The organism is Actinokineospora sp. UV203 (assembly GCF_056323665.1).
Genome location: NZ_CM150484.1, coordinates 1,829,694 through 1,851,950, shown reverse-complemented (window position 1 = coordinate 1,851,950; position 22,257 = coordinate 1,829,694). Strand labels below are relative to the sequence as shown.

Below are 22,257 nucleotides of genomic sequence, written 5' to 3'. Positions count from 1 at the left end.
GTTCGACATTCGAGGACACCCGAATGTCGAACTCATCGGCCCGGAGGGGCGACTCGTTTGCCTGGCGGGGCGACTCGCGGGTTGGGGGGTCAGGGGTCGCTTCCGCGTAGGCGGTCTAGGACGCGGCGCTCTCGTTTTGTTGGGCGGCCCGCTCCTCGGTCACGTCGGGCGACTGGGATGGCCGCCTCGGGGGTTGGCGCTGGTGTGCGGTCGATCAGGCAGGTCGCGGCGTCGGTCGCGCCGACTCGCTTCTGGATCGCCCGCACCACCTCCACCACCCGCGTGACACCGCCGACCCGCACCCGCACCTCGTCGCCCGCGGACACCGTCGTCGCGGGCTTGGCCGGGCGGTCGTTGATCCGCACGTGCCCGCCCCGGCAGGCCGCGGCGGCGTCCGGCCGGGTCTTGGTCAGCCGGACCGCCCACAGCCAGCGGTCAACGCGAGTGCTCTCCACAGCCGTCCATGATGGCCTACTCCGGTCAGCCACGAGCCGTTTCACGGCCGAGGAGTCAGGTCCGGTTGTACGAGTAGTCGCCGGAGAACGTGTCCACTTGCGGCAGGTCGTGGCCGAGCCGGTCGCGTTTCGCGGTCAGGTATCCGACGTTGTGGTCGGTCGCGGGCGCGAGGAGCGGCACCCGTTCCACGACTGTGATGCCGTTCGCCTCCAGGGCGCGGATCTTGTCGGGGTTGTTGGACATCAACCGGACCGACCGCACCCGCAGGTGCTTGAGGATCTTCGCCGCCGGGCTGTAGTCCCTGGTGTCGATCGGAAACCCGAGTGTCGTGGCCGAATCCAGGGTGTCGAGCCCCTGTTCGTCCTGCAGGACGTGGGTGCGCACCTTCGCGAGCAGGCCGATCCCGCGCCCTTCGTGCCCGCGCAGGTAGACGAACACGCCGCTGCCCTCGCTGACGATGCGGTCGAGGGCGGCGTCGAGCTGGTCGCCGCATTCGCAGCGCATGGCGCCGAAGATGTCGCCGGTCATGCATTCGGAGTGGACGCGGACGAGCACGTTGTCGCGCGCGATCGGCGTCCCGTAGACGAGGGCCATGTGTTCGTGGCCGTCGAGGAAGGCGACGGCCCGGAACTTGCCGCGGCGAGTCATGAGGTCGGACTCCGCGATGTCCTCGCTACCGAGTGCCTCGTCCACAGCATCCCCTTCAGCAGGCTCCGGCCGGACGGTCATTACGCTCGGCCGAAGGTCGTACGGTATCCGGTGCACTTGTGGAGGTCACCCTGTTCAGCATCACTGTTCGTGATCACGTGATGATCGCCCACAGCTTCCGCGGCGAGGTTTTCGGCCCGGCGCAGCGCCTGCATGGGGCTACGTTCGTGGTGGACGCGAGGTTCACCCGCGCCGAGCTCGATTCGGACAACATCGTGGTCGACATCGGTCTGGCGACCGAGGAACTCGGCAAGGTCCTCGCCGATCTCAACTACCGCAACCTCGACGACGAACCCGCCTTCGCCGGTGTCAACACGTCGACCGAGTTCCTGGCCAAGGTCATCGCCGACCGGCTCGCCGAGCGGGTGCACGCGGGCGCGCTCGGCGAGGGCGCCCGCGGGCTCGCCGGGATCGCGGTCACGCTCCACGAGTCACATGTCGCCTGGGCGAGCTACGAACGGTCCCTGTGAACGCTGTCCACGTCATCCTGCCCGGCGGCGTCGACGACCCGGCCACGCCCAGCGGGGGCAACGTCTACGACCGCCGCGTGTGCCGTGGCCTGGTGAAACAGGGGGTGGCGGTCCACGAGGCCGCCGTCCCCGGTGCGTGGCCGCGCCCGGACACCGCTGCCCGCGTGGCGCTCGCCGGTGCGCTCGCCGCGATCGCCGACGGGTCGGTCGTACTGCTCGACGGGCTGGTGGCGTGCGGCGTCCCCGATGTCGTCGTCCCCCACGCCGGCCGGTTGCGCCTGGTGGTCCTCGTGCACCTGCCGCTCGCGGACGAGACCGGACTTCCTCCCGAACTCGCGTCGGCACTCGACGTCGCCGAGCGGCAGACCCTGCGCGCGGCCAAGGCCGTCGTGACCACCAGTCCCTGGGCGACGCGCCGGCTGGTCGAGCACCACGGCCTGTCCGCGGACCAGGTGCACACCGTCACGCCCGGGACCGACCCGGCACCGCCCACGCCCGGCTCCGAAGCCGGGACCCGGCTGCTCTGCGTCGCGTCGGTGACCCCGCGCAAGGGCCACGACCTGCTCGTCGAAGCCCTCGCCGCGGTGGCTGATCTGCCGTGGACCTGCGTGTGCGTAGGCCCGCTGGGCGACCCCGGCTACGTCGAAGAGCTGCGCCTGCTGATCGAGCGGCACCGCCTCGGCGACCGCGTGTCCCTCGACGGCCCACGCACCGGCGAGTCCCTGAGCCGCGGGTACGCCTCGGCCGACCTGCTGGTGCTGCCGTCGCGTGCCGAGACCTACGGAATGGTCGTGGCCGAGGCCCTGGCCCGCGGCATCCCGGTGCTGGCGACCGCGGTGAGCGGTGTCCCAGACACCCTCGGGAAGGCCCCGGACGGCGGCACACCCGGCCTGCTGGTGCCCCCAGGCGACGCCGACGCGCTCGCGGCGGCTCTCCGGCGCTGGCTGGGCGACCCCGACCTGCGCCGGGACCTGCGGCGATCGGCGCGAGCCCGGGGGAAAGCGTTGAGGACCTGGGACGACTGCGCTCGGGACCTGGCAGGCGTGCTGGCTAGGCTCGGCGGATGAGCTTCGCCCCGGAGTGGCTGGCCCTGCGGGAGAAGGCCGACGCCGACGCCCGGGCCGAGGACCTGCTCGACCCGTTGCGGGAAAGTCTGTTGAACCGAAACCCCCTCCTCGTGCGTGATATCGGGTGTGGCACAGGATCAATGGGCCGATGGCTCTCCAGGCGGTTGGACGGCGAACAGCACTGGGTGCTGCACGACCGTGACCCGCGGCTGCTCGCCGTGGCCGGTGCGACGGTGACCGGCCACGGCGTGACGGTCGAGACCCGCGAGGGCGACCTCACCGCACTGCGCGCCGAGGACCTCAAGGGCACCTCGCTGCTGACCGCGTCGGCGTTGCTCGACCTGCTGACCGCAGACGAGGTCGACGCCATGGCCGCCGCCTGCGTCGACGCGGACTGCCCCGCGCTGCTGACCCTTTCGGTGGCAGGCCGGGTCGAACTGGACCCGCCGGAGCCATTGGACGCCGAGTTCGCCGAGGCCTTCAACGACCACCAGCGCCGCGAGGTCGACGGCCGCCGCCTCCTCGGTCCGGACGCCGTCGCCGCCGCCGTCGAGTCGTTCGAACGCCGTGGCGCGGTGGTGTGGACCCGACCGAGCCCGTGGCGGTTGGGGCCGGACCAGGCCGCGCTGGCGGGGGAGTGGCTCCGCGGCTGGGTGGACGCCGCCTGCGAACAGCGGCCCGCCCTTGCCGAGGAAGCGCCCGCGTACCTGCGGCGGCGTCTCGCGGGTGAGTTGCGGGTCGTGGTCGGGCATGTCGATCTCCTGGCGTTACCGAGTTCGGCATGACGCGACGGGGAACGTTCGCATGACGCGCCGACTCTGGCCCTGGCTGCGACTGCTCCTCGCCATCGGCATCCTGATCGCGCTCCTGATCCGACTCGGCGCGGAGGCGTTCGTGGCCGGGTTGCGCGCCATCGACCTCGGCTCGCTGGTCGCCGCGGTGGGCATCGGGCTGGTCACCACCGTCTGCGGCGCCTGCCGCTGGTGCGTCGTGGCGCGTGGGCTCGGACTTCCACTGACCCTGGGCACCGCGGTGTCCGACTACTACCGGGCTTTGCTGCTCAACGCCGTGCTTCCCGCCGGCGTCCTGGGCGACGTGCACCGTGCGGTGAGCCACGGACAGCGGGCAGGTGACCTCGGTCGAGGTGTCCGCGCGGTGGTCTTCGAGCGGTTCGCCGGGCAGGCGGTCCTGGTTGCCATAGCCATTGCCGTTCTCTACCACCAGCCCACCATGAATCTGACCCTCGACCGCGCGACGGTGATCACCGTCGTGGCGGTCCTGCTCGCTGTCGCCGGTTTCGCCGTGTTCTGGCGTAAGCGTGCCGCCACTGTCTGGGCGGACGCGCGCGTCGGGCTGCTCTCCCGACGTGCCTTCCCACTGGTGGTGCTCCTGTCGGCGACGGCCGTGGCCGGGCACCTCGCCCTGCTGCTCGTCGCGGCCAGGGTCGCCGGGACCGAGGCGCCTGCCGCCCAACTCCTGCCGCTGTTCGTGGTGGCCCTGCTGGTGATGGCGCTGCCGGTCAACGTCGGCGGCTGGGGCCCGCGGGAGGCCTTCCTGGCCGCCGCGTTCGGCGCCGCCGGGCTGGGCGCGGCCCAGGGACTCACGACGGCCGTGGTCTACGGCGTGCTCGCGCTGGTCGCGAGCCTGCCCGGCGCCCTGTTCCTATTGCTGAAGAACCGCGAGGTAGTCCGCGAACGCGGCCACCAGCCCGGCGAGCAGGTCCTCGCCCTTGCGGGCTGAGGCCAGCGACGGCCGACCGACCACCCCGGACTCCGTGTACGCCGCCATGCCGAGGGTCAGCAGGTGCCGCCGGTCGTCGGCGAGCCAGTCGCTCGTGTCGTAGCCCGGTTTGACCATCGCCGGGTGGGCATGGAGCAGGACCGAGGTCTCCAGCTCACCCGCGTGCATGTCGCTGCCCGCCGAGGTCTCGATCCCGGCGCCTGCTCGCGCGCCTGCCCAGTCTTGGGTTCCGGGGAACAAAGCCATGCCGCCCAAGGCTTCCTGCACGATGTTCGCCAGCACGTAGTTCCCGCCGTGTCCGTTGACGATCACCAGGTTCGGCACACCGGAGCGGCGCAGCGAGTCGGCGATGTCGGTCACCACCGAGTGCAGCGTCCGCGCCGAGATGCTCACCGTGCCCGGCCACGCGGCGTGCTCGTGCGAACAGGAGATCGTCACCGGCGGAAGCAGCCGCACCGGGTACGCCGCGGCGAGTTCCTGAGCGATGGTGCACGCGATGACGGTGTCGGTCACCAGCGGCAGGTACGGGCCGTGCTGCTCGAGGCTCCCGACCGGGAGCACGGCCACGGTCGCGGCCCGGTCCCGCACGTCGGCGGTGGTGGTCAGCGGAAGCAGGTACGCGTCACCGGTCATGTGCGCGACCGTAGTCAATCCGGTGGCACAGGGCCGAGAGGTCGCCGGACGCCAGCTTCGGCAGCACCTCGGGCAGCGCGTCGAAGTCGCTCTCGCCGGTGATGAGCGTGTCGAACACCGGGTCGGCGAGCAGGTCGAGCGCCAACGCCATCCGGTCGGCGTAGCCGCGCCCGGCCCGGGCCACGGTCCCGACCTGGCTGCCGCGCACGGTGAGCCTGCGGGAGTGGAAGAACTCGCCCAGCGGCAGCGAGACCCGCTTGTCGCCGTACCAGCTCAGCTCGATGACCGTGCCCTCCGGCGCGAGCAGCTCCAGCGACCGGGCGAGGCCGCTTTCGGTCGCACTGGCGTGCACCACGATGTCGAGCCCGCCCTCGGCCTCCTCCGGCGAGGCGAAGCCGACCCCCAGCGCGGCGGCGACCGCCGCCCGGCTCGGGTCGGTGTCGACCAGCTGGACCCGGGCCCCGGGGAACCGGGCGAGCACCGCGGCGACCGCGCAGCCGACCATCCCGCCGCCGACCACCGCGATCCGGTCGCCGATCAGCGGGGCCGCGTCCCACACCGCGTTCACCGCCGTCTCCACCGTCCCGGCCAGCACCGCCCGCGCCGCCGGCACGGTGTCCGGAACCAGGGTCACGGCGTCGGCTGGGACGACGTACCGGGTCTGGTGCGGATACAGGCAGAAGACAGTGCGACCAAGCAGGTTCGCCGGTCCGTGCTCGACGACCCCGACGTTGAGATACCCGTACTTGACCGGCCACGGGAAGTCACCCTCTTGGAAAGGCGCGCGCATCACCGCATGCTGGTTCTCGGGCACCGCTCCGGCGAGGACGAGTGCCTCGGTTCCCCGGCTGACCCCGGAGAAGAGGGTGCGGACCAGAACCTCTCCGGTCGCAGGCGAGGGAAGGGCGACCGGTCGAATCTCACACTTGCCGGATGAGGTGAACCAAAGGGCCCTTGCCGTGCGTGTCATTCAATATCCTCCGAAAATACTGCCGCAAGGGGCGCGATGGTCACACTGCAGCACACCACGGCTTGGCGCGAGCCCGCCGTGTGGGCGGGCGGTCAGCTCCTCCTGCTGGGCGTGCTCTGGGCGACCGTGGGACTCGGTCCGCTCGGCGCCGTCGCCGGCCTCGTCCACGCCTGCGCCACCGGGGCGCTGCTGACCCGGGCGATGCGCCGGTCCGACACCGCGGCGCTCGGGCCCGCCGACCGCGTCACCCTGGCCCGGCAGCTGCTGATCGGCGGGGTCACCGCGCTGGTGGCCGACCGCGCGGAGGGAACCGTCCCGGTCGTCGTGGCCCTCGCCGCCGTCGCGCTCGCCCTCGACTGCGTCGACGGCCTCGTCGCGCGGCGCACGGGCACGGAGTCGCCGCTGGGTGCCCGCTTCGACATGGAGGTCGACGCCTTCCTGATCCTGGTCCTGAGCGTCCACGTCGCGTGGTCGCTCGGCCCGTGGGTGCTCGCGATCGGCACCGCCCGATACCTGTTCGTCGCCGCGTCCTGGCGGCTGACCTGGCTGCGCGGGGACCTGCCGCCCAGCTTCGCCCGCAAGGCCGTCGCCGCCGCGCAGGGCGTCACCCTGGTCGTCGCCGCGAGCGAGGTCGTCCCGCACACGGCTGTCTTGGTCGGACTCGCGTTGGTCACGCTTGGGTGGTCGTTCGGCCGCGACATCGTCTGGCTCTGGCGTGACGCGCCATCGCCAGTGGAAGGATGCCGCCATGTCTGATCAAGCCAGTGCCACCCGAGTCGTCGGCAACGTCGCGCTGTGGGTCCTGCAAGTGGCTCTCGCGGCGTACTTCATCTACAGCGCGACCACGCTGTTCGGTGACGGACTCGTGCGCAAGTTCGACGACATCGGCTTCGGCCAGTGGCTGCGGTACCTCACCGGCGCGCTGGAGATCGCCGGTGCGATCGGCCTGTTGATCCCGCGCCTGTGCGGTCTCGCCGCGCTCGGGCTGGCAGGCGTCATGGTCGGTGCCGTCGGCACGGAGCTGTTCCTGGTGGACAATCCCGGCCCGGTCCTGCCCGCGATCCTGCTGGTGCTGAGCCTGGTCGTGGCGTGGTTCCGCCGCGACACCATCCTCGCCCTGGTGCCAAACCGCGGAGCTGATCAGGCTTTGGGGAAGTAGCGCAGCACGGCGACGTCGCCGACCTGGGTGACGTCTTCGAGCCGCATGCGGCTCGCGGGTCCGCCCGGGAACTCGGCCGGGTTGAGGAAGCGCGGCGCGCTCGCGTGGCCGATCAGCAGCGGGGCGACCGCCAGCTGGATCTCGTCGGCCAACCCGGCCGACAGGAACGCGGTGTGGATCCGGCCGCCGCCCTCCACCATCAGCCTGCCAACGCCGCGGCCGCCGAGGTCGTCGAGGAGCCGGGCGAAGTCGATCTCGGCGCCCAGCGACACGACCTCGGCCAGATCACCCAGACTTGCCGAGGTCGCGCCGGAATCCGTTGTGTAGACCAGCTTTCGGCCACCGCAATGCCAGAACCGCAGGTCCGGGTCGAGGTCGCCCGAGCCGGACACGGTGACCTTCACCGGGTGCTCCGGGAGGCCGTCGGCCACCCGCGCGGCCCGCCGTTCGGCGCTGTTGACCAGCAGGCGGGGGTTGTCCCGACGCACGGTCTCGGCGCCGATCAGGATGGCGTCGGACTCCGCCCGCACCTGGTCGACGCGGTCGAAGTCGAGATCGTTGGACAGCGGGAACCCTTGGCCGTCCCGGTCATCGATGTAGCCGTCCACGCTGACCGCGACGCTGAGTAGGACGTAGGGGCGGGTCAAGATGCGTCCGTTTCTGTTCCGCGAGTTGAACCGGAAGTGGTCTGTCGACCGTAGTACCGGTTGGCGGCACCACACTTTACGAGAGGACAGTCGATGGAGTTGTTCGCGCCGCTTCGCGGGTTGGGGCGCGGCCGGGTTCGTCGGATCGCACGCTGGGGAGCGACCGCCCTGGCCTGCGTGCTCGTGCTGTTCGCTCTGCTCGCCCCGAGCGACCTCGATCGCCTGAGCCCCTTGGCTTTCCTCCGCGTCCCGGCAGAAGGGCTGCTCGGTGTCGTTCTCTTCCTCGTCCTGCCCACGCGGGCGCGGCGGGGTGTGGCGGTGCTCGTGGGTGTGGCGCTCGGTCTGCTGACTGTCGTGAAGATCATGGACATGGGCTTCGACGCGGTGCTGCACCGACCGTTCGACCTGGTTCTCGACTGGCCGTTGCTCGCGCCCGCCGTGGGCTACGTCGACGCGACAGCCGGTCCGGGCGGGGCGATCGCCGTTGTGGTCGGGGCGGTCGTGCTCGCGCTCGCCCTGCTGGTCCTGACCACCCTGTCCGCCCTGCGCCTGACCCGGCTGCTCGCCCAGCACCGGCTCGGGGCGGCCCGGGCGGTCGCGGTCCTCGCGGTCGTGTGGATCACCGCCGCCATCCCGGGCGTGCGGATCGTCCCCGACGCGCCCATCGCCTCGGGCAGCGCCGCCGCCTTCGCCTTCGACCACGCGCGCCAGGTGCGTGCCGGCCTGCTAGACCACGACAAGTTCGCCGCGGAGGCCGTGGTCGACCGCTTCCGGGACACCCCGGGCGCGGAACTGCTCACCGCCTTGCGCGGCAAGGACGTCATCGTCGCCTTCGTCGAGAGCTATGGCCGCGACGCCGTCGAGGACGGGGAGATGGCGACCCAGGTCGGCGCGGTGCTCGACGCGGGCACCCGCAGGCTCGGCGACGCCGGATACGGCTCGCGCAGCGCGTTCCTCACCTCGCCGACCACGGGTGGCGGCAGCTGGCTGGCGCAGGCCACATTGCTCTCCGGCCTGTGGATCGACAACCAGCAGCGTTACCGCACCCTGGTCTCCGGCGACCGCCTGACCCTCGGCGCCGCCTTCGAGCGCGCGCGGTGGCGGTCGGTCGGTGTCGTCCCGGGCATCACATACGCGTGGCCCGAGGGGGCGTTCTTCGGCTACCGGAGCATCCAGACCGCCGGGGACCTCGGGTACCACGGGCCGCGTTTCAGCTACGCCACCATGCCCGACCAGTACACCCTTGAGGCGTTCGAGCGGTCGGAGCGCGCGAAAGCCGACCACGAGCCCGTGATGGCCGTGATCCCACTGGTCTCCAGCCACGCCCCCTGGACGCCGACCCCGGCGCTGATCGACTGGGCCGACGTCGGCGACGGTTCGATCTTCAAGACCATGCACACCGGCGACCGCCCCGCGGAGGCCATCTTCAACGGCGATCCCACTCAGATCCGTGCCGACTACCGGCGTTCCATCGAGTACTCGCTGAACACCCTGGTCTCGTATGTGGAGACCTACGGCGACGACGACCTGGTGCTCGTCTTCCTCGGCGACCACCAACCGGCCAAGATCGTCACCGGCGACAACGCCACCTGGGACGTCCCGATCACCATCGTCACCCGCGACCCGGCCGTGCTGAACCGGGTGACCCCGTGGAACTGGGACGCGGGCATGAAACCCGGCCCGCACGCCCCGGTCTGGCCGATGAACACCTTCCGCGACCGGTTCCTGACGGCGTTCGGGCCGTAGCGCTTGCGTCCAAGGGAGCTTCCCCGCGCGCGACTGGGCAGCCGGACTTCCTTTGGTCGCCCCAAGAGTTCGCGTAGGGTGGCGGGCGACCCTGGGGGTGTGATGGAGCAAGCGAGCGTGGCGAACCGGATGCGGCGCTGCCTGCTGTTGCTGCTCGCCCTCTTCGCGACCGTGCTCGTGTCGGTCGCGGCCCCGGTCGCGGGAGCGGCGCCGGTCGCGCTGGATCCCGCCGAGGCAGGCGCCACGGTCGGCGGGCCGCACGTCGACGCCATGGCGCCGTCCCGCTCGGCGGGGCGGCTCGCCAAAGAGGTCGCGCCCGCACCCGCTCAGCCCGCCGTGCCACCCGCGGCGGCCGCGGCACCTTGGCCGCGTCCGGCCGGTTTCGTTCGCCCCGACGACTTCCTCTCCTCCGCGCCACGGTGGGCGCACCGCGGCGCGATCGGCGATCGAGCGCCGCCTTCCCGGCGAGTGGATCTGTAGGTCTCCGCACGCGGGCGTCGTCCCGCGTGTCCGCCGGGTTGTTCCCTGAAGAAGGAAGTCGCCGTGCCGCGCTCACTCGCGTCGCGGGGCATGATCGGTCGGGCCGTGCTGTCCGCGATCGTCCTCGCCATCTCCGCTTACCTGCTGTTGACCACCGCGCCCCGCCTGGGTCTCGACCTGCGGGGCGGGACCCAGATCGTCCTCGAAACCCACGACTCGCCCACCGCCGTTGCCGACGCGCTCGCCACCGACCGAACCCTGGAGGTCCTACGCAGGCGGGTGGACGCGCTCGGCGTGGCCGAGCCGATGCTGGCCCGCTCCGGCGACAACCGGATCATCATCGAACTGCCCGGGTTGCAGGACCCGAAAGAGGCGGTCGAGGTGATCGGCCGCACCGCCCAGCTCACCTTCCACCCCGTTGTCGGTGACCAGGCGGTTGACGGCAGCCGGGTGCTGGCCGACGAGTCCGGGCAGTCGCTGCGGTTGGGGCAGGCCGCGTTCAGCGGCGACGGCGTCGAGAAGGCGCAGAGCGGGACCAACCCACAGGCGGGGCCGGGCTGGTTCGTCGGCATCGAGTTCCGCGGCACCGCCGCCCAGGCCTGGGAGCGCCTGACCGCGCAAGCCGCCTGCGCCTCCCCCGGAGACCCCGAACGCCGGGTGGCCATCGTGCTCGACGACAAGGTCATCTCCTCCCCGCAGGTCGACCCGTCGGTGAAGTGTCAAGTCGGGATGATCGGCAGTTCCACCCAGATCACCGGGCAGTTCTCCCAGGCCGAGGCCGCCGACCTCGCCCTGTTGATCAGCGCGGGCGCGCTGCCGGTGCCGGTCGAGATCATCGAGCAGCGCACCGTCGGCCCGACCCTGGGCGCGGAGGCGATCGACGCCAGTGCCAGGGCCGCGCTGATCGGTCTGACGTTGACCGCCCTGTTCCTGCTCGCCGTGTACTGGTTGGCCGGTGCCGTCGCGGTCATCGCCTTGTGCTGCTACGCCGGGGTTTCCTACGCCGCGCTGCTGGCCGTCGGCGCCACGCTGACCTTGCCCGGCCTGGCGGGTTTCGTGCTGGCCATCGGCATGGCGGTCGACGCCACCGTGCTGATCTTCGAACGCGCCCGGGAAGAACCTGGCGGCGGCCTGCCGCACTCCATCGAACGCGGGTTCCGTGGCGCCCTCTCGGCGATCGTCGACTCCAACGTCACCACCCTGCTTGCCGCCGGGCTGCTGTTCTGGCTCGCCTCCGGGCCGGTCCGAGGGTTCGGGGTAACGCTCAGCATCGGTGTCCTGGCCTCGATGTTCACCTCCCTGGTGCTGACCAGGGTGCTGCTGCACCTGGCGGCCAAAGCCGGACTCGCCAGGCTCCCGCGCCTGAGCGGCCTGACCCACCAGGGCAGGGTCCGGCGCTGGGTCAACCTGCGCGACCCCGGATTCCTGGCCCGGCCCGGGCGTTGGCTGACCGGGGCCGTGGTCGCCGTCGTCCTGGCCCTGGCCGGGCTCGTCGTGCTGGGCCCGAACCTGGGCGTCGAGTTCACCGGCGGCCGGGTGCTCGAGTACTCGGTGCCCACCGGCGTCGACGTCGACAGGGTTCGCGCCGCCGTCACCGAGGCCGGCTACCCGCGCGCGGTCGTGCAGACCTCGGGTGAGGACACGATGTCGGTTCGCACCGAGCCCGTGGATCAAGCCGATACCGACCGCATCCGCGCCGCGGTGGCCGCCGTCGCCGGCGACGCCACCCAGGTGCGCGACGAGAAGATCGGCCCCAGCCTGGGCGTCGAACTGCGCACCAACGCGCTGATCGCCCTTGGCCTGGCGGTTCTCGCCCAACTCGCGTACCTGGCCATCCGCTTCGACTGGCGGCTCGGCGTGGCCACCGTGGTGGCGCTGGCCCAGGACGTCCTGCTGGTGCTCGGGATCTTCGCCTGGCTGGGCAAGACCTACGACGGCGTCTTCCTGGCCGCGCTGCTCACCGTCATCGGCTATTCGGTCAACGATTCCGTAGTCGTCTTCGACCGCGTCCGCGAACTGCGACAACGAGACCAGCACGCCCCCTTCGCCCGCGTCATGGGCTCGGCTGTCCTGCAAACGTTGCCCCGCACGGTCAACACCGGCATCGGAGTCCTGTTCGTCCTCGGCGCACTATTGATCCTGGGCGACGGTTCACTGGCCGACTTCGCCCTCGCGTTGCTGTTGGGCCTGATCACCGGCACCATCTCCACGGTGGCCACAGCCGGACCCGTCGCCATCCTGCTCGACCGCCGCAGCCCCGGCGCCGGACGCACCCGTCCACCGGCGCGAACCCAGACCCGGGAGAACGACGGAGCGGTCGTATGACGACACCGGACCTGATCGCCACCGTGCGCGACGCGTTCGGCTGGCATGCCGACATCGAGGTCTCGCCGGGCCGTCGAGGCGCGCTGGGCCAAATCTGGCGCCTCGACGTCGGCTCGGACCGGTACGCACTCAAGGAGATTTTCGCTGAACCGCCATCGGAGGAGCTGATCCAGGCGGAGTTGGCGTTCGCGCACCGGGCGGCGGCGGCGGGCGTGCGCTTCCCCAAGACCCACCCCGACCGCACCGGCCACCACCTGCTCGCCGCACCAGGCGGCGGCTGGCTGCGCCTCTACGACTGGGTTGACCTGCGGTCGCTTGACCTCACCGCACAAGCCACCCCGCGAGACCTCGGAACCCTGCTCGCCCGACTGCACGGCTGCGCCCCCGTCGCGGCGTCCGAACCCGGTGGGGAAGCACCGGATCCTTGGTATGACACCGTTCCCGTCACCCATCGCTGGGCGGAAGTGGTCGGATCGGAAGCGGGCTGGGCCGCGCGACTCGCCGACCGGCTAACCACCCTGCCCGAACTGTGCGACGCGGTCGCGCCCGTCGACGAGCTGATCGTCTGCCACCGCGACCTACACCCGGAGAACGTCCTGGCTGACGCGGAGGGCGCCCTGGTGGTTGTCGACTGGGACAACCTCGGCCCCGCCAACCCGGGCCGAGAACTGGCACGCGCCTTATTCGATTGGTTCTGCGACGGTCCAACCCCGGACTTTCCCGCGATGCGTGCGATGTACGAGGTGTATGTGGGGGAGGGCGGTCCGGGGCGCGTCACCGAGCAGACGGATTTCTCAATGCTGGTCGCCAGCAGACTGAACTTCCTGCTGACACAGACAACTATCGCGATAAATCCAGAGGCCGAACCCCGGCACCGGGAATGGGCGGAGCGCGAGATCGACGAGGCACTGCGAATCCTGCCGACCCCAGGGCAGCTGGCCGACGTCCTGGCCCTGACCCGCGCTGTTCGTTAGCTCAAGGCGGCACCAATCCCACCTACCTCATGCCCAGACCGGATCACCCACCCGACGAGGGCCAAGAGCACGCTTCTAATCCCTGCCTCGCCTTGGGGTCGGCACCACCCACCGCCTCACCTGGACGAGCAAACCTCGGGGCTGCTTTTAATCCCTGCGCTGCCCCTGCTCCCTCGTCCTGGGCAAGGGGAAATGCTGGGGCGAAGAACTGTCCCTGAAGGTCTGCTCATCCGGAGGTGTAGGACGAAGAGCCATCCCTTGACGCTCGCTTATTCGGGGGTGGAAAGGGCGAAGGGCGATCCCGTGGCTACGAAAGCCGTGGCCGCTAAAGCCGCCACGGTATAGCGCAGGGGTTTGACAGACATGGGGACCATCCCGTGGCATTGGGCCACCGGATGCAGGGGAACCACCTAATTGGGACGAATACCGAACCGGCTGCGACGCAGGACGCGGTCGGACGGTTGATGCCGACGAAATCGGCCACGCGGGCGACAGGTCGGAAAGCGCAGGCGAATACCGGCCCGCCCATGGCCGAATTGATCGGCCTTTCAGTCGAGCGCGAACCTTTCTTCCGTGCGGGGCAGTGCCATTGGCCGGGTATTCAAACACTTGCGTGGCGATTCAGTGGCTTATCGCGGCCAGTGGCTCAGTCATGCCAAAACCGGCCCGCCCTCCGATGAGCGGAGGACAGGCCGGTGAAGGTCCCGGTCAGCCGGCGACGTACGCCGCGAGGTGCTCGCCGGTGATGGTGGACTTGGCGGCGACCAGGTCGGCGGGCGTGCCCTCGAAGACGATCTTGCCGCCGTCATGGCCCGCGCCGGGACCCAGGTCGATGATCCAGTCGGCGTGCGCCATGACCGCCTGGTGGTGCTCGATGACGATGACCGACTTGCCGGAGTCGACGAGCCGGTCGAGCAGGCCGAGCAGCTGCTCGACGTCGGCGAGGTGCAGGCCGGTGGTCGGCTCGTCGAGGACGTAGACGCCGCCCTTCTCCGCCATCCGGGTGGCCAGCTTGATCCGCTGCCGCTCGCCGCCGGACAGCGTGGTGAGCGGCTGGCCGAGGCTGAGGTAGCCGAGCCCGACGTCGGCGAGCCGGTCGAGGATGGCGTGCGCGGCGGGCGTGCGCGCCTCGCCCGCGCCGAAGAACTCCTCGGCCTCGGTCACCGACATCGCCAGCACCTCGGCGATGTCGCGGCCGCCGAGGTGGTACTCCAGCACCGAGGCCTGGAACCGCTTGCCCTCGCAGTCCTCGCAGGTGGTGGCGACGCCCGCCATCATCGCCAGGTCGGTGTAGATGACACCGGCGCCGTTGCAGGTCGGGCAGGCGCCCTCGGAGTTGGCGCTGAACAGCGCGGGCTTCACCCCGTTGGCCTTCGCGAACGCCTTGCGGATCGGTTCGAGCAGCCCGGTGTACGTCGCCGGGTTGCTCCGCCGCGAGCCGCGGATCGCCCCCTGGTCGACCGACACCACGCCCTCTTGCCCCACCACCGAGCCTTGGATCAGCGAGCTCTTGCCCGACCCGGCCACCCCGGTCAACACCACCAGCACGCCCAGCGGGATGTCGACATCGATGTCCTGCAGGTTGTTGGTGTCGGCACCCCGAACCTCCAACGCGCCCGACGGTGTCCGCACCGACGACTTGAGGGCGGCCCGGTCGTCGAGGTGGCGCCCGGTGATGGTGTCGCTGGCCCGCAGCCCCTCGACCGTCCCCTCGAAACAGACGGCGCCACCCGCCGTGCCCGCGCCGGGGCCGAGGTCGACGACGTGGTCGGCGATCGCGATCGCCTCCGGCTTGTGCTCCACCATCAGCACCGTGTTGCCCTTGTCCCGCAGCTGAAGCAGCAGGGCGTTCATCCGCGCGATGTCATGCGGGTGCAGGCCGATGGTCGGCTCGTCGAATACGTAGGTGACGTCGGTGAGCGAGGAGCCGAGGTGGCGGATCATCTTGGTCCGCTGCGCCTCGCCGCCCGAGAGCGTGCCCGACGGCCGGTTGAGCGAGAGGTAGCCCAACCCGATCTCCGCGAACGAGTCCAGGGAGTGTTGCAGCGCCGCCAACAGCGGCGCCACGGACGGTTCCTTGAGGCCGCGGACCCAGTCGGCGAGGTCGCTGATCTGCATCGCGCAGGCGTCGGCGATGTTGATCCCGTCGATCTTCGACGACCGGGCCTCCGCGCTGAGCCGGGTGCCGTCGCAATCGGGGCAGACGGTGAAGGTGACGGCCCGGTCCACGAAGGCGCGGATGTGCGACTGCAGCGCGTCGACGTCCTTGGACAGGAACGACTTCTGGATCTTCGGGATCAGCCCTTCATAGGTCAGGTTGATTCCCTCGACCTTGATTTTGGTCGGCTCCTTGTAGAGCAGGTCGTGCATTTCGCGCTTGTTGTACTTGCGGATCGGCTTGTCCGGGTCGAAGAAGCCGCAGCCGCGGAAGATTCGCCCGAACCAGCCGTCCATGCTGTAGCCGGGGATCGTGAGCGCGCCCTCGTTGAGCGACAAGCTGTCGTCGTAGACCTGCGACAGGTCGAAGTCGGTCACGTTGCCCATGCCCTCGCAGCGTGGGCACATGCCGCCGAGCCGGTTGAAGGTCGCCTTCTCGGCCTTGGTCTTGCCGCCGCGCTCGACGGTGATGGCACCGCTCGCCCGCACCGACGGGACGTTGAACGCGAACGCGCCGGGCGGGCCGATATACGGCTGCCCGAGCCTGCTGAAGAGGATCCGCAGCATCGCGTTGGCGTCGGTGACGGTGCCGACCGTGGAGCGGGCGTTGGCGCCCATCCGCTCCTGGTCGATGATGATCGCGGTGGTCAGACCTTCGAGGACGTCGACCTCCGGCCGTGCCAGCGTCGGCATGAAGCCCTGCACGAAGGCGCTGTAGGTCTCGTTGATCATCCGCTGCGATTCCGCGGCGATCGTGGCGAACACCAGCGAGCTCTTGCCGGAGCCGGAGACGCCGGTGAACACCGTCAGCCTGCGCTTCGGGAGTTCGACGCTGACGTCCTTGAGGTTGTTCACCCGCGCGCCCTGCACGCGGATCAGGTCGTGGCTGTCGGCGGCGTGCGGCGCGGGCGACTTGGTGTCCGACCTCGGGGCCATGATCCTTGTGTCTCCATCTGTGAAGCGGGCGTCGCCCGCCGCCGGTTCGACTGGGGTTTCAGCGCAGTTCTTGGATGCGGATCAGGTTGCCCGCGGGGTCGCGGAAGGCGCAGTCACGAACACCGTACGGCTGTTCGGTCGGCTCCTGCACGACTTCGGCGTCGCCGGACTGCAGTTGCTCGAAGGTGCCGTCGAGGTCCTTGGTGGCCAGCAGGATCCAGCCGTAGGTGCCCTTGGCCATCATCTCGGCGATGGTGCGGCGCTCGTCGTCGGTGATGCCGGGGTCGGCGGCGGGCGGTGCCAGCAGGATGGACGTGCCGGGCTGGTCGGCGGGCCCGACCGTGATCCAGCGCATCTTGCCCTGTCCGACGTCGGTGCGGACCTCGAAGCCGAGGGTGTCGCGGTAGAAGGCCACGGAGGCCTCCGGGTCGTCGTGGGGGAGAACGGTGGTGTGAATGGTGATGTCCATGGCGGCAACGCTAGGTGAGGCTCGATGTGGGCGCTTCTCGATTCCTGATCGGTCGCGTCACCTGTTTCGCCACGCACGACGGCATCCCCGCCGTCGCCCGCGCCGCCTCACGCTTGTAGACGCTGGGCGGCATGCCGACCAGCTCGGCGAACCGGGTGCTGAAGGTGCCCAGCGACGAGCAGCCGACCGCGAAGCAGACCTCGGTGACGCTGAGTTCGCCCACCCGCAGCAGCGCCATCGCCCGTTCGATACGCCGCGTCATGAGGTAGCCGTACGGCGACTCGCCGTAGGCCCGCCGGAACTCCCGGCTGAGGTGCCCGGCCGACATGTGCGCGCCCCGGGCGAGCGCCTCGACGTCCAGCGGCTGCGCGTACTCCCGGTCGATCCGGTCGCGGACGCGCCGCAGCCGCACGAGATCACTGAGCCGCTGCGCCTCGTCAGGTCTGCTGGTCACCTTCGGATCGTGCCACAGCCGACGACGTGTCCGCGGCGAACCGTCCACAGTGGGTGTTTCGGATTCCGGCAAGACGACCTGAGAACAGACGATGGCCCCGGCACGTTCGGTGCCGGGGCCACGGTCTGTCCACTATGGAGCGTTACAGGGTGAGGGTCCAGGTGTCGATGGTGCCGACGTCCTGGCTGGCGGTGTCCTGTACGCGCAGGGTCCACGTGCCGTTGCGGGTCTCGCTGGAGAGATTGACGGTGTAGGTCTGGTCGATGTTGTCGGTGCCGCTGCCGGTCTTGTTGTGCAGGACGTAGGCGGTGCCGTCGGGCGCGACCAGGGAGACCACGAGGTCGCCGATGTAGGTGTGCTTGATGTGGACTTCCGCCTTGGAGGTGGCCGAGGCGGTGCCGGTGCAGCCGGAGACGGCGATGGTCGAGTTCACCGTGGTGTTGTCGGGGATCGCGACGTCGTTGCCGTTGGTTCCGCCGCAGCCGGGAGGCGGCGTGGTGCCACCGAGGTTCAGCGTCCACGTGTCGATGGTGCCGACGTCGTTCGACGCCACGTCCTGGACCCGGAGCGTCCAGGTGCCGTTCGCGGTCTCGCTGGAGACGTTGACGGTGTAGGTCTGGTCGATGTTGTCGGTGCCGGCGCCGGTCTTGTTGTGCAGGACGTAGGCGGTGCCGTCCGGCGCGACCAGGGAGACCACCAGGTCACCGATGTAGGTGTGCCGGATGTGGACTTCCACGGTGGAGGTCGCCGACGCGGTGCCGGTGCACCCCGCGATGGTGATGGTGGAGTTCACGGTGGCGTTGTCCGGGATCGCCACGTCCGTGCCGTTGGTGCCGGAGCACCCGGGCGGGGGCGCGGTGCTGATCGTCCAGGTGAACGTGGCGGTGCCGGTCTTGCTCGTCGAGTCGGTCGCCGTCGCCGTCACGGTGTAGGTGCCCGCCGTGGTCGGCGTGCCCGAGATCAGCCCGGAGGTGCTGATCGACAGTCCGGTGGGCAGGCCGGTGGCCGACCAGGTGTACGGCGCGGTGCCGCCGGAGGCCGACAGTTGCAGGCTCGCCGCGGTGCCGACGGTTCCGGTCTTGTTGCCGGGGTTGGTCACCGTCGGGGAGCCCGGGGTGCCGGTGCCGACAGCCGTCCACACCGCGTGCGCGATGCCGTCGGCACTGCGGTTCAGGTGGGTGGCGCTGATGTTGTTCGTGGTGTCACACGACGCGTGGTAGCAGGGGTCGTAGTCGGCGCCCGCGGTGCCGCCCCACTTGGTGGCCTGCGCGGAGGTCTTGTTCGCGCTGGCACCGGTCGCGTAGCCCGATGTCGGGATGCCGCCCTGCTGGAACGAGTAGTCGTCCGAGCGGCCCTGGCCCTCGACGTTCTCCTCCGGCTGCAGGTTCAGCGAATCCCAATACGCCTTGAGCGGGGCCGCTGTGGTGGAGGTGATCCGGTTGATGAAGTAGCCGCCGTTGGTCGAGGCGACCATGTCGAAGTTGTAGTAACCCTTGATCGCGGACTTCTGGGTCGCGGTCAGGTTGTTGACGTAGAACTCCGAGCCGTTGAGGCCCTGCTCCTCGTCGGTCCACCAGCCGAACCGGACGTGCTTGGTCATCGTCGGGTTGGCCGACGCCAGCGCCAGCGCGTTCTCCAGCAGCGACGCCGAACCGGACGCGTTGTCGTTGATGCCCGGACCGGCCGAGACGCCGTCGAGGTGGGCGCCGAACATGATCACGTCATCGGCGGGCCCGCCTGGCCAGTCCGCGATCAGGTTGTTCGACCGGTAGGTGCAGTTCGTGCAGTCCTGCAGGGTGACGGTGTACCCGGCGGCCTCCAACTTGCCCTTCACGTAGTTGACCGACGCGGTGTACCCGGCGCTGCCCGCGCGCCGGTGCCCGCCGTTCTGCGTGGCGATCGTGTTGAACTGGGTCAGATGCGCCTGCACGTTCGCCACGTTGATGTCCGGCGCGGCGGCCTGGGCGGCGACCGCGCTCGGCGCCGCGATGACGACGGCGACCGCGCCCGCGGCCAGGGCCATGACGGCCCCTATCGAAAGTGATCTGCGTTTCATGAGTCCTCCGGATAGCTGCAGGGGAGAGGAATCGTCCGCGCGTTCGGCAACTCCCGGAGCCGCCCTTGGGACTGAAAGCCGGCGGATCCGGGCATGACGGAACACGCCGGACGCGTGAGCACATTCGCATCCGACTATGTGTCGGTCAACGGGTTGGGCGACCTGACGTTTTCCCAGTTCAGCGGCACTGGACCGTTCGGCCCAGCGCTCCGGCGATGGCCGGCCAGGTTTCGGGTCACCGGTCTGCCGCCTGAACTGATCGGAAGGACGTCAGGTACCCAGCGCTCGCGTCAGCAGGGTGCGGCGGTTGCGGGTCGAGGTCTTGACGAAGATCGACTTGAGGTGGTCCTGCACGGTGTGCTCGGACAGGAACATCCGGCGCGCGAGTTCGCGGGTGTCGGTTCCAGTGGTCAGGTGGCCGAGCAGCTCGCGCTCACGCGCGCTGAGGCCGAACGCCCGGCCGAACAGCGCCACCCGCTCGGCGGCCGAGGTCTCCTCGATGCTGACGGCGATATCCCGCTTGTCGGCGGCTCCGGCACCGCCGAGCCGGGCCGCCCGCAACGTCACCCACAGGCCGTCCGCCAGGTGCACCCGGGCGGTCGGCGGGTTCCGGTCGACACCGGCCTCCACGGCCAGCAACTGCGCGCCGACGTTGTACGCGCTCGCCGGGATGGGTGCCCGTCCCCGCGCGGGCGGGATGAGCGTCTGCAGGTATCCCTCGGTTTCCGGGGTCTGGCCGAGCACCGCCAAATCGGGTGAGAGCAACAGCACCACCGGACCGAGCGGATGCGCGGCGCGGGCTGGGTGGGCTGGGTGGTCGATGAAGGTGTTGGCCTGGCAGCGGCGCAGCGCCGCCGTCACCGGATCCACGATCGCGGCCAGAAACCTGGCCTCGGCCCGGCTGAACCGCGCGTCGGTGTCCGTGCGCCACAGGTCGAGGAAGCCCCAGCAGCCGTACCGGTCCGGAAATACCAGGGACGCCACATCTCCGACGTCGTAGTCGGTGAGCAGCTCCCGCCAGAACAGGCTCCGCGACAGGTCACCACCGGTCGCTTCGCGCAGCAGGGCGACCGAACTCTCGCCCAGAGCGGTCCAGCGATTCACCTCGGTCAGGTACTTGAGCCGGATCAGCCGGGGCAGCTCCGGCAGTGGCAGGCACGGGACGTGGGCGACCGGCGCCGATCCCACCGACGTCTCGGGGTCGGTCAGCAGCCAGGCGTACGCGTCGAACGGGACAACCCGACGGATCTCTTCGAGCAGCCGCACCCGTAGCTCCTGCGCGTCGCCGACGGTGTCGCAGATCCGCACGACGCGCGCCCGTGCCCGTTCCTGGGCCGGTGAGCTGCTCACCCGCGGAGTCTATGCCGGAAATACCCCAGGCATCTGGGATGGGCACTGTGTGTCAGCGCTCCTAACGTCAGGACAAAGGCAAACCTGACAAGGAGTCCTCATGCCCACGCTGCACATCGAACACGCCATCGCCGACTTCGCCCAGTGGACCGCCGCGTTCGACCGCTTCGCCGAGTTCCGCGAGCGGGCCGGAGTACGCGCGCACCGCGTCCAGCGGCCGGTCGACGATCCCGCGTACGTCGTCATCGACCTCGACTTCGACACGACCGGCGAGGCCGAGAAGTTCCTCCGGTTCCTGCGGGAACAGGTCTGGCCCTCTCGCGAGAACGCCCCGGCCCTGATCGGAACACCGCAGACCAAGATCCTCGAATCCGTCGACAACCAGTGACCAAGGAGTCATGAACCGCTGTCGCGCGCTCCTGCGAAGATTTGGCGACCTGCGCCGGCTTCGCGCTGATCTTTGCCGGGTGCCGGAGCGGCGAACGCCTATCCGTCCACCGACAGCCGCCTGGTCGCCTTCACCGGCACCACCTAGGCCGCCGACATCCTGCCCACACGATTGGCGCCGTTGCGGCCGACCTTCAGCCTGCCGCCGCACGCTTGTCGGGGCGTCGTTCGGCGCGCTCGGGTCAGCCGAGTTCGGCTCTCCGTCGCCGCAGTTCGTCGATGGTGCCGTCGACCGTGTCACGGTGCTCCTGGAGCCGATAAAGGACCTTGTCGATCTCGGCGCGAACCTCATCGACGATGCCGCGCTCGATCTCCATGTGATCGGGATGGACCTGGTTGCGCTCGCCGAGCACCAGTGGCCGGTCCACGCGCGGCACCTGCGAGATCCGGTTGTTGATGAAGTCGTTCAGCCCGTCCATGCTGTCGTTGAGCCGCTCGGTCCACGACAGGCGCCTGCGGGCCTCTTTCTCCGGATCACGCTCGTTCCAGGACGCGTCGGCCATGGTGCGGGTCAGCGCCTCGTCGGTGGCGCGGAAGTTCAGCAACAGCCCGGTGATTGCGCGCCGAACCGACTCCACATCGGACGGATCGGTTTCCTGTCGTCGCGAAGCGGGCCAGGACCGCTGCCCTCCGCGTCGTTTGTAGTGCTGCTGCATCGCCTGCTTGGAGCGTTCGCCGTAGACCGCGCCCAATTGTTCCCACGTCCACCCGCTGTCCATGACCGATTCGATCAGCACCCGTTCGGCCTGCTCCACCGCTTCGCGGGCCCAGGGCATCATCCGCAACGCATTCAAGGATTCATTCACTCCGTCAACGTATCGGTTGACGCAAATAACGTCAACCGATACGTTGACGATGTCGGCCATGAAGTGCTCAACCGGGCCCGATCAGGATGGGCCTAAAGCCCCTGCCGACACCCACTTTGGTCCCTGCCGAATGAGGTCTCCGGGCTGCGGCCCCGGACGGGCATACCCGGCCATGGTTGGACGTAGCCGAACGAGGAGGCGTCCACC

The 22,257-nt window shown here is 70.0% G+C and carries 22 protein-coding genes; 11 read left to right on the top strand and 11 right to left on the bottom strand.

The annotated features are described in order from the left end of the window. Positions 1 to 89: 89 nt before the first annotated feature. Together ACUZ2Y_RS08370 and ribA are read right to left on the bottom strand one after the other, a co-directional pair. A complete protein-coding gene (locus tag ACUZ2Y_RS08370) occupies positions 90 to 455 on the bottom strand; it encodes an RNA-binding S4 domain-containing protein (RefSeq protein ID WP_476328578.1) in 366 nt (121 codons plus the stop codon). A 55-nt stretch (positions 456 to 510) separates the two neighbouring features. Beyond that, positions 511 to 1,149, bottom strand: a complete 639-nt coding sequence (gene ribA / locus ACUZ2Y_RS08365) for a GTP cyclohydrolase II (protein WP_476328576.1) — start codon at positions 1,147 to 1,149, stop codon at positions 511 to 513. A gap of 86 nt (positions 1,150 to 1,235) precedes the next feature. Here ribA and ACUZ2Y_RS08360 point away from each other — a divergent pair, with 86 nt between their 5' ends. The 4 genes from ACUZ2Y_RS08360 to ACUZ2Y_RS08345 are packed head-to-tail and all read left to right on the top strand — an operon-like array spanning position 1,236 to position 4,441. Continuing rightward, positions 1,236 to 1,634, top strand: coding sequence for a 6-pyruvoyl trahydropterin synthase family protein (locus tag ACUZ2Y_RS08360; protein WP_476331669.1), 399 nt, complete (start codon positions 1,236 to 1,238; stop codon positions 1,632 to 1,634). Further along, positions 1,631 to 2,701: a glycosyltransferase family 4 protein gene (locus ACUZ2Y_RS08355; protein ID WP_476328574.1), complete on the top strand. Its 1,071-nt coding sequence runs from the start codon at positions 1,631 to 1,633 to the stop codon at positions 2,699 to 2,701. The genes ACUZ2Y_RS08360 and ACUZ2Y_RS08355 overlap by 4 nt, the downstream gene beginning before the upstream one ends. Further along, positions 2,698 to 3,486 (top strand): class I SAM-dependent methyltransferase, encoded by a 789-nt coding sequence (locus tag ACUZ2Y_RS08350; protein WP_476328572.1) that lies wholly within the window; start codon positions 2,698 to 2,700, stop codon positions 3,484 to 3,486. Before ACUZ2Y_RS08355 ends, ACUZ2Y_RS08350 begins: the two co-directional genes overlap by 4 nt. Before the next feature lie 19 nt (positions 3,487 to 3,505). After that, positions 3,506 to 4,441: a lysylphosphatidylglycerol synthase transmembrane domain-containing protein gene (locus ACUZ2Y_RS08345; protein WP_476328570.1), complete on the top strand. Its 936-nt coding sequence runs from the start codon at positions 3,506 to 3,508 to the stop codon at positions 4,439 to 4,441. Here the strand turns inward: ACUZ2Y_RS08345 and ACUZ2Y_RS08340 are convergent. Together ACUZ2Y_RS08340 and ACUZ2Y_RS08335 are read right to left on the bottom strand one after the other, a co-directional pair. Further along, the gene (locus ACUZ2Y_RS08340; protein ID WP_476328569.1) at positions 4,364 to 5,074 is read right to left on the bottom strand and encodes a creatininase family protein; all 711 of its coding nucleotides are present in this window, start codon (positions 5,072 to 5,074) and stop codon (positions 4,364 to 4,366) included. The genes ACUZ2Y_RS08345 and ACUZ2Y_RS08340 overlap by 78 nt on opposite strands. Then, positions 5,064 to 6,044, bottom strand: a complete 981-nt coding sequence (locus tag ACUZ2Y_RS08335) for a zinc-dependent alcohol dehydrogenase (RefSeq protein ID WP_476328567.1) — start codon at positions 6,042 to 6,044, stop codon at positions 5,064 to 5,066. The genes ACUZ2Y_RS08340 and ACUZ2Y_RS08335 overlap by 11 nt, the downstream gene beginning before the upstream one ends. A gap of 36 nt (positions 6,045 to 6,080) precedes the next feature. Here ACUZ2Y_RS08335 and ACUZ2Y_RS08330 point away from each other — a divergent pair, with 36 nt between their 5' ends. Next, positions 6,081 to 6,800 (top strand): CDP-alcohol phosphatidyltransferase family protein, encoded by a 720-nt coding sequence (locus ACUZ2Y_RS08330; protein ID WP_476328565.1) that lies wholly within the window; start codon positions 6,081 to 6,083, stop codon positions 6,798 to 6,800. Next, the gene (locus ACUZ2Y_RS08325) at positions 6,793 to 7,203 is read left to right on the top strand and encodes a DoxX family protein (RefSeq protein ID WP_476328563.1); all 411 of its coding nucleotides are present in this window, start codon (positions 6,793 to 6,795) and stop codon (positions 7,201 to 7,203) included. Before ACUZ2Y_RS08330 ends, ACUZ2Y_RS08325 begins: the two co-directional genes overlap by 8 nt. Here ACUZ2Y_RS08325 and ACUZ2Y_RS08320 read toward each other — a convergent pair. Beyond that, positions 7,185 to 7,850: a RibD family protein gene (locus ACUZ2Y_RS08320; protein ID WP_476328561.1), complete on the bottom strand. Its 666-nt coding sequence runs from the start codon at positions 7,848 to 7,850 to the stop codon at positions 7,185 to 7,187. The two genes, ACUZ2Y_RS08325 and ACUZ2Y_RS08320, sit on opposite strands and share 19 nt — an antisense overlap. A 93-nt stretch (positions 7,851 to 7,943) precedes the next feature. Here ACUZ2Y_RS08320 and ACUZ2Y_RS08315 point away from each other — a divergent pair, with 93 nt between their 5' ends. The 4 genes from ACUZ2Y_RS08315 to ACUZ2Y_RS08300 all read left to right on the top strand — a co-directional run bounded on the left by ACUZ2Y_RS08315 (position 7,944) and on the right by ACUZ2Y_RS08300 (position 13,375). Further along, positions 7,944 to 9,596, top strand: a complete 1,653-nt coding sequence (locus ACUZ2Y_RS08315) for an alkaline phosphatase family protein (protein ID WP_476328559.1) — start codon at positions 7,944 to 7,946, stop codon at positions 9,594 to 9,596. Positions 9,597 to 9,695: 99 nt separating this feature from the next. After that, entirely contained in the window at positions 9,696 to 10,076 is a 381-nt protein-coding gene (locus tag ACUZ2Y_RS08310; RefSeq protein ID WP_476328557.1) for a hypothetical protein, read from the top strand. A 63-nt stretch (positions 10,077 to 10,139) separates the two neighbouring features. Beyond that, complete coding sequence (gene secD, locus ACUZ2Y_RS08305) at positions 10,140 to 12,401, top strand: protein translocase subunit SecD (RefSeq protein WP_476328555.1); 2,262 nt, start codon at positions 10,140 to 10,142, stop codon at positions 12,399 to 12,401. Then, entirely contained in the window at positions 12,398 to 13,375 is a 978-nt protein-coding gene (locus tag ACUZ2Y_RS08300; protein ID WP_476328553.1) for a phosphotransferase enzyme family protein, read from the top strand. The genes secD and ACUZ2Y_RS08300 overlap by 4 nt, the downstream gene beginning before the upstream one ends. A 708-nt stretch (positions 13,376 to 14,083) precedes the next feature. Here ACUZ2Y_RS08300 and ACUZ2Y_RS08295 read toward each other — a convergent pair. The 5 genes from ACUZ2Y_RS08295 to ACUZ2Y_RS08275 form a co-directional block, all read right to left on the bottom strand. After that, complete coding sequence (locus ACUZ2Y_RS08295; RefSeq protein ID WP_476328551.1) at positions 14,084 to 16,468, bottom strand: ATP-binding cassette domain-containing protein; 2,385 nt, start codon at positions 16,466 to 16,468, stop codon at positions 14,084 to 14,086. A 58-nt stretch (positions 16,469 to 16,526) separates the two neighbouring features. Then, entirely contained in the window at positions 16,527 to 16,937 is a 411-nt protein-coding gene (locus tag ACUZ2Y_RS08290; RefSeq protein ID WP_476328549.1) for a VOC family protein, read from the bottom strand. Positions 16,938 to 16,947: 10 nt separating this feature from the next. Beyond that, a complete protein-coding gene (locus tag ACUZ2Y_RS08285) occupies positions 16,948 to 17,391 on the bottom strand; it encodes a helix-turn-helix transcriptional regulator (protein ID WP_476328547.1) in 444 nt (147 codons plus the stop codon). A gap of 142 nt (positions 17,392 to 17,533) precedes the next feature. Continuing rightward, a complete protein-coding gene (locus ACUZ2Y_RS08280) occupies positions 17,534 to 19,414 on the bottom strand; it encodes a proprotein convertase P-domain-containing protein (protein ID WP_476328545.1) in 1,881 nt (626 codons plus the stop codon). 303 nt (positions 19,415 to 19,717) lie between these two features. Then, positions 19,718 to 20,797, bottom strand: coding sequence for a LuxR C-terminal-related transcriptional regulator (locus ACUZ2Y_RS08275; protein WP_476328543.1), 1,080 nt, complete (start codon positions 20,795 to 20,797; stop codon positions 19,718 to 19,720). 100 nt (positions 20,798 to 20,897) lie between these two features. Here ACUZ2Y_RS08275 and ACUZ2Y_RS08270 point away from each other — a divergent pair, with 100 nt between their 5' ends. Continuing rightward, on the top strand, positions 20,898 to 21,185 hold the full coding sequence (locus ACUZ2Y_RS08270) for a hypothetical protein (RefSeq protein ID WP_476328542.1): 288 nt from the start codon (positions 20,898 to 20,900) through the stop codon (positions 21,183 to 21,185). Positions 21,186 to 21,426: 241 nt separating this feature from the next. On the opposite strand, the gene ACUZ2Y_RS08265 is transcribed toward ACUZ2Y_RS08270, so the two are convergent. Further along, positions 21,427 to 22,110 (bottom strand): hypothetical protein, encoded by a 684-nt coding sequence (locus tag ACUZ2Y_RS08265; protein WP_476328540.1) that lies wholly within the window; start codon positions 22,108 to 22,110, stop codon positions 21,427 to 21,429. Positions 22,111 to 22,257 lie beyond the last annotated feature (147 nt).

Bases quoted from the DNA above. Each gene is read 5' to 3' on its own strand.
- ACUZ2Y_RS08350 (WP_476328572.1), top strand. From the start codon at position 2,698: ATGAGCTTCGCCCCGGAGTGGCTGGCCCTGCGGGAGAAGGCCGACGCC.
- ACUZ2Y_RS08345 (WP_476328570.1), top strand. From the start codon at position 3,506: ATGACGCGCCGACTCTGGCCCTGGCTGCGACTGCTCCTCGCCATCGGC.
- ACUZ2Y_RS08340 (WP_476328569.1), bottom strand. From the start codon at position 5,074: ATGACCGGTGACGCGTACCTGCTTCCGCTGACCACCACCGCCGACGTG.
- ACUZ2Y_RS08335 (WP_476328567.1), bottom strand. From the start codon at position 6,044: ATGACACGCACGGCAAGGGCCCTTTGGTTCACCTCATCCGGCAAGTGT.
- ACUZ2Y_RS08330 (WP_476328565.1), top strand. From the start codon at position 6,081: ATGGTCACACTGCAGCACACCACGGCTTGGCGCGAGCCCGCCGTGTGG.
- ACUZ2Y_RS08325 (WP_476328563.1), top strand. From the start codon at position 6,793: ATGTCTGATCAAGCCAGTGCCACCCGAGTCGTCGGCAACGTCGCGCTG.
- ACUZ2Y_RS08315 (WP_476328559.1), top strand. From the start codon at position 7,944: ATGGAGTTGTTCGCGCCGCTTCGCGGGTTGGGGCGCGGCCGGGTTCGT.
- ACUZ2Y_RS08300 (WP_476328553.1), top strand. From the start codon at position 12,398: ATGACGACACCGGACCTGATCGCCACCGTGCGCGACGCGTTCGGCTGG.
- ACUZ2Y_RS08295 (WP_476328551.1), bottom strand. From the start codon at position 16,468: ATGGCCCCGAGGTCGGACACCAAGTCGCCCGCGCCGCACGCCGCCGAC.
- ACUZ2Y_RS08290 (WP_476328549.1), bottom strand. From the start codon at position 16,937: ATGGACATCACCATTCACACCACCGTTCTCCCCCACGACGACCCGGAG.
- ACUZ2Y_RS08280 (WP_476328545.1), bottom strand. From the start codon at position 19,414: ATGGCCCTGGCCGCGGGCGCGGTCGCCGTCGTCATCGCGGCGCCGAGC.
- ACUZ2Y_RS08270 (WP_476328542.1), top strand. From the start codon at position 20,898: ATGCCCACGCTGCACATCGAACACGCCATCGCCGACTTCGCCCAGTGG.
- ACUZ2Y_RS08265 (WP_476328540.1), bottom strand. From the start codon at position 22,110: ATGGCCGACATCGTCAACGTATCGGTTGACGTTATTTGCGTCAACCGA.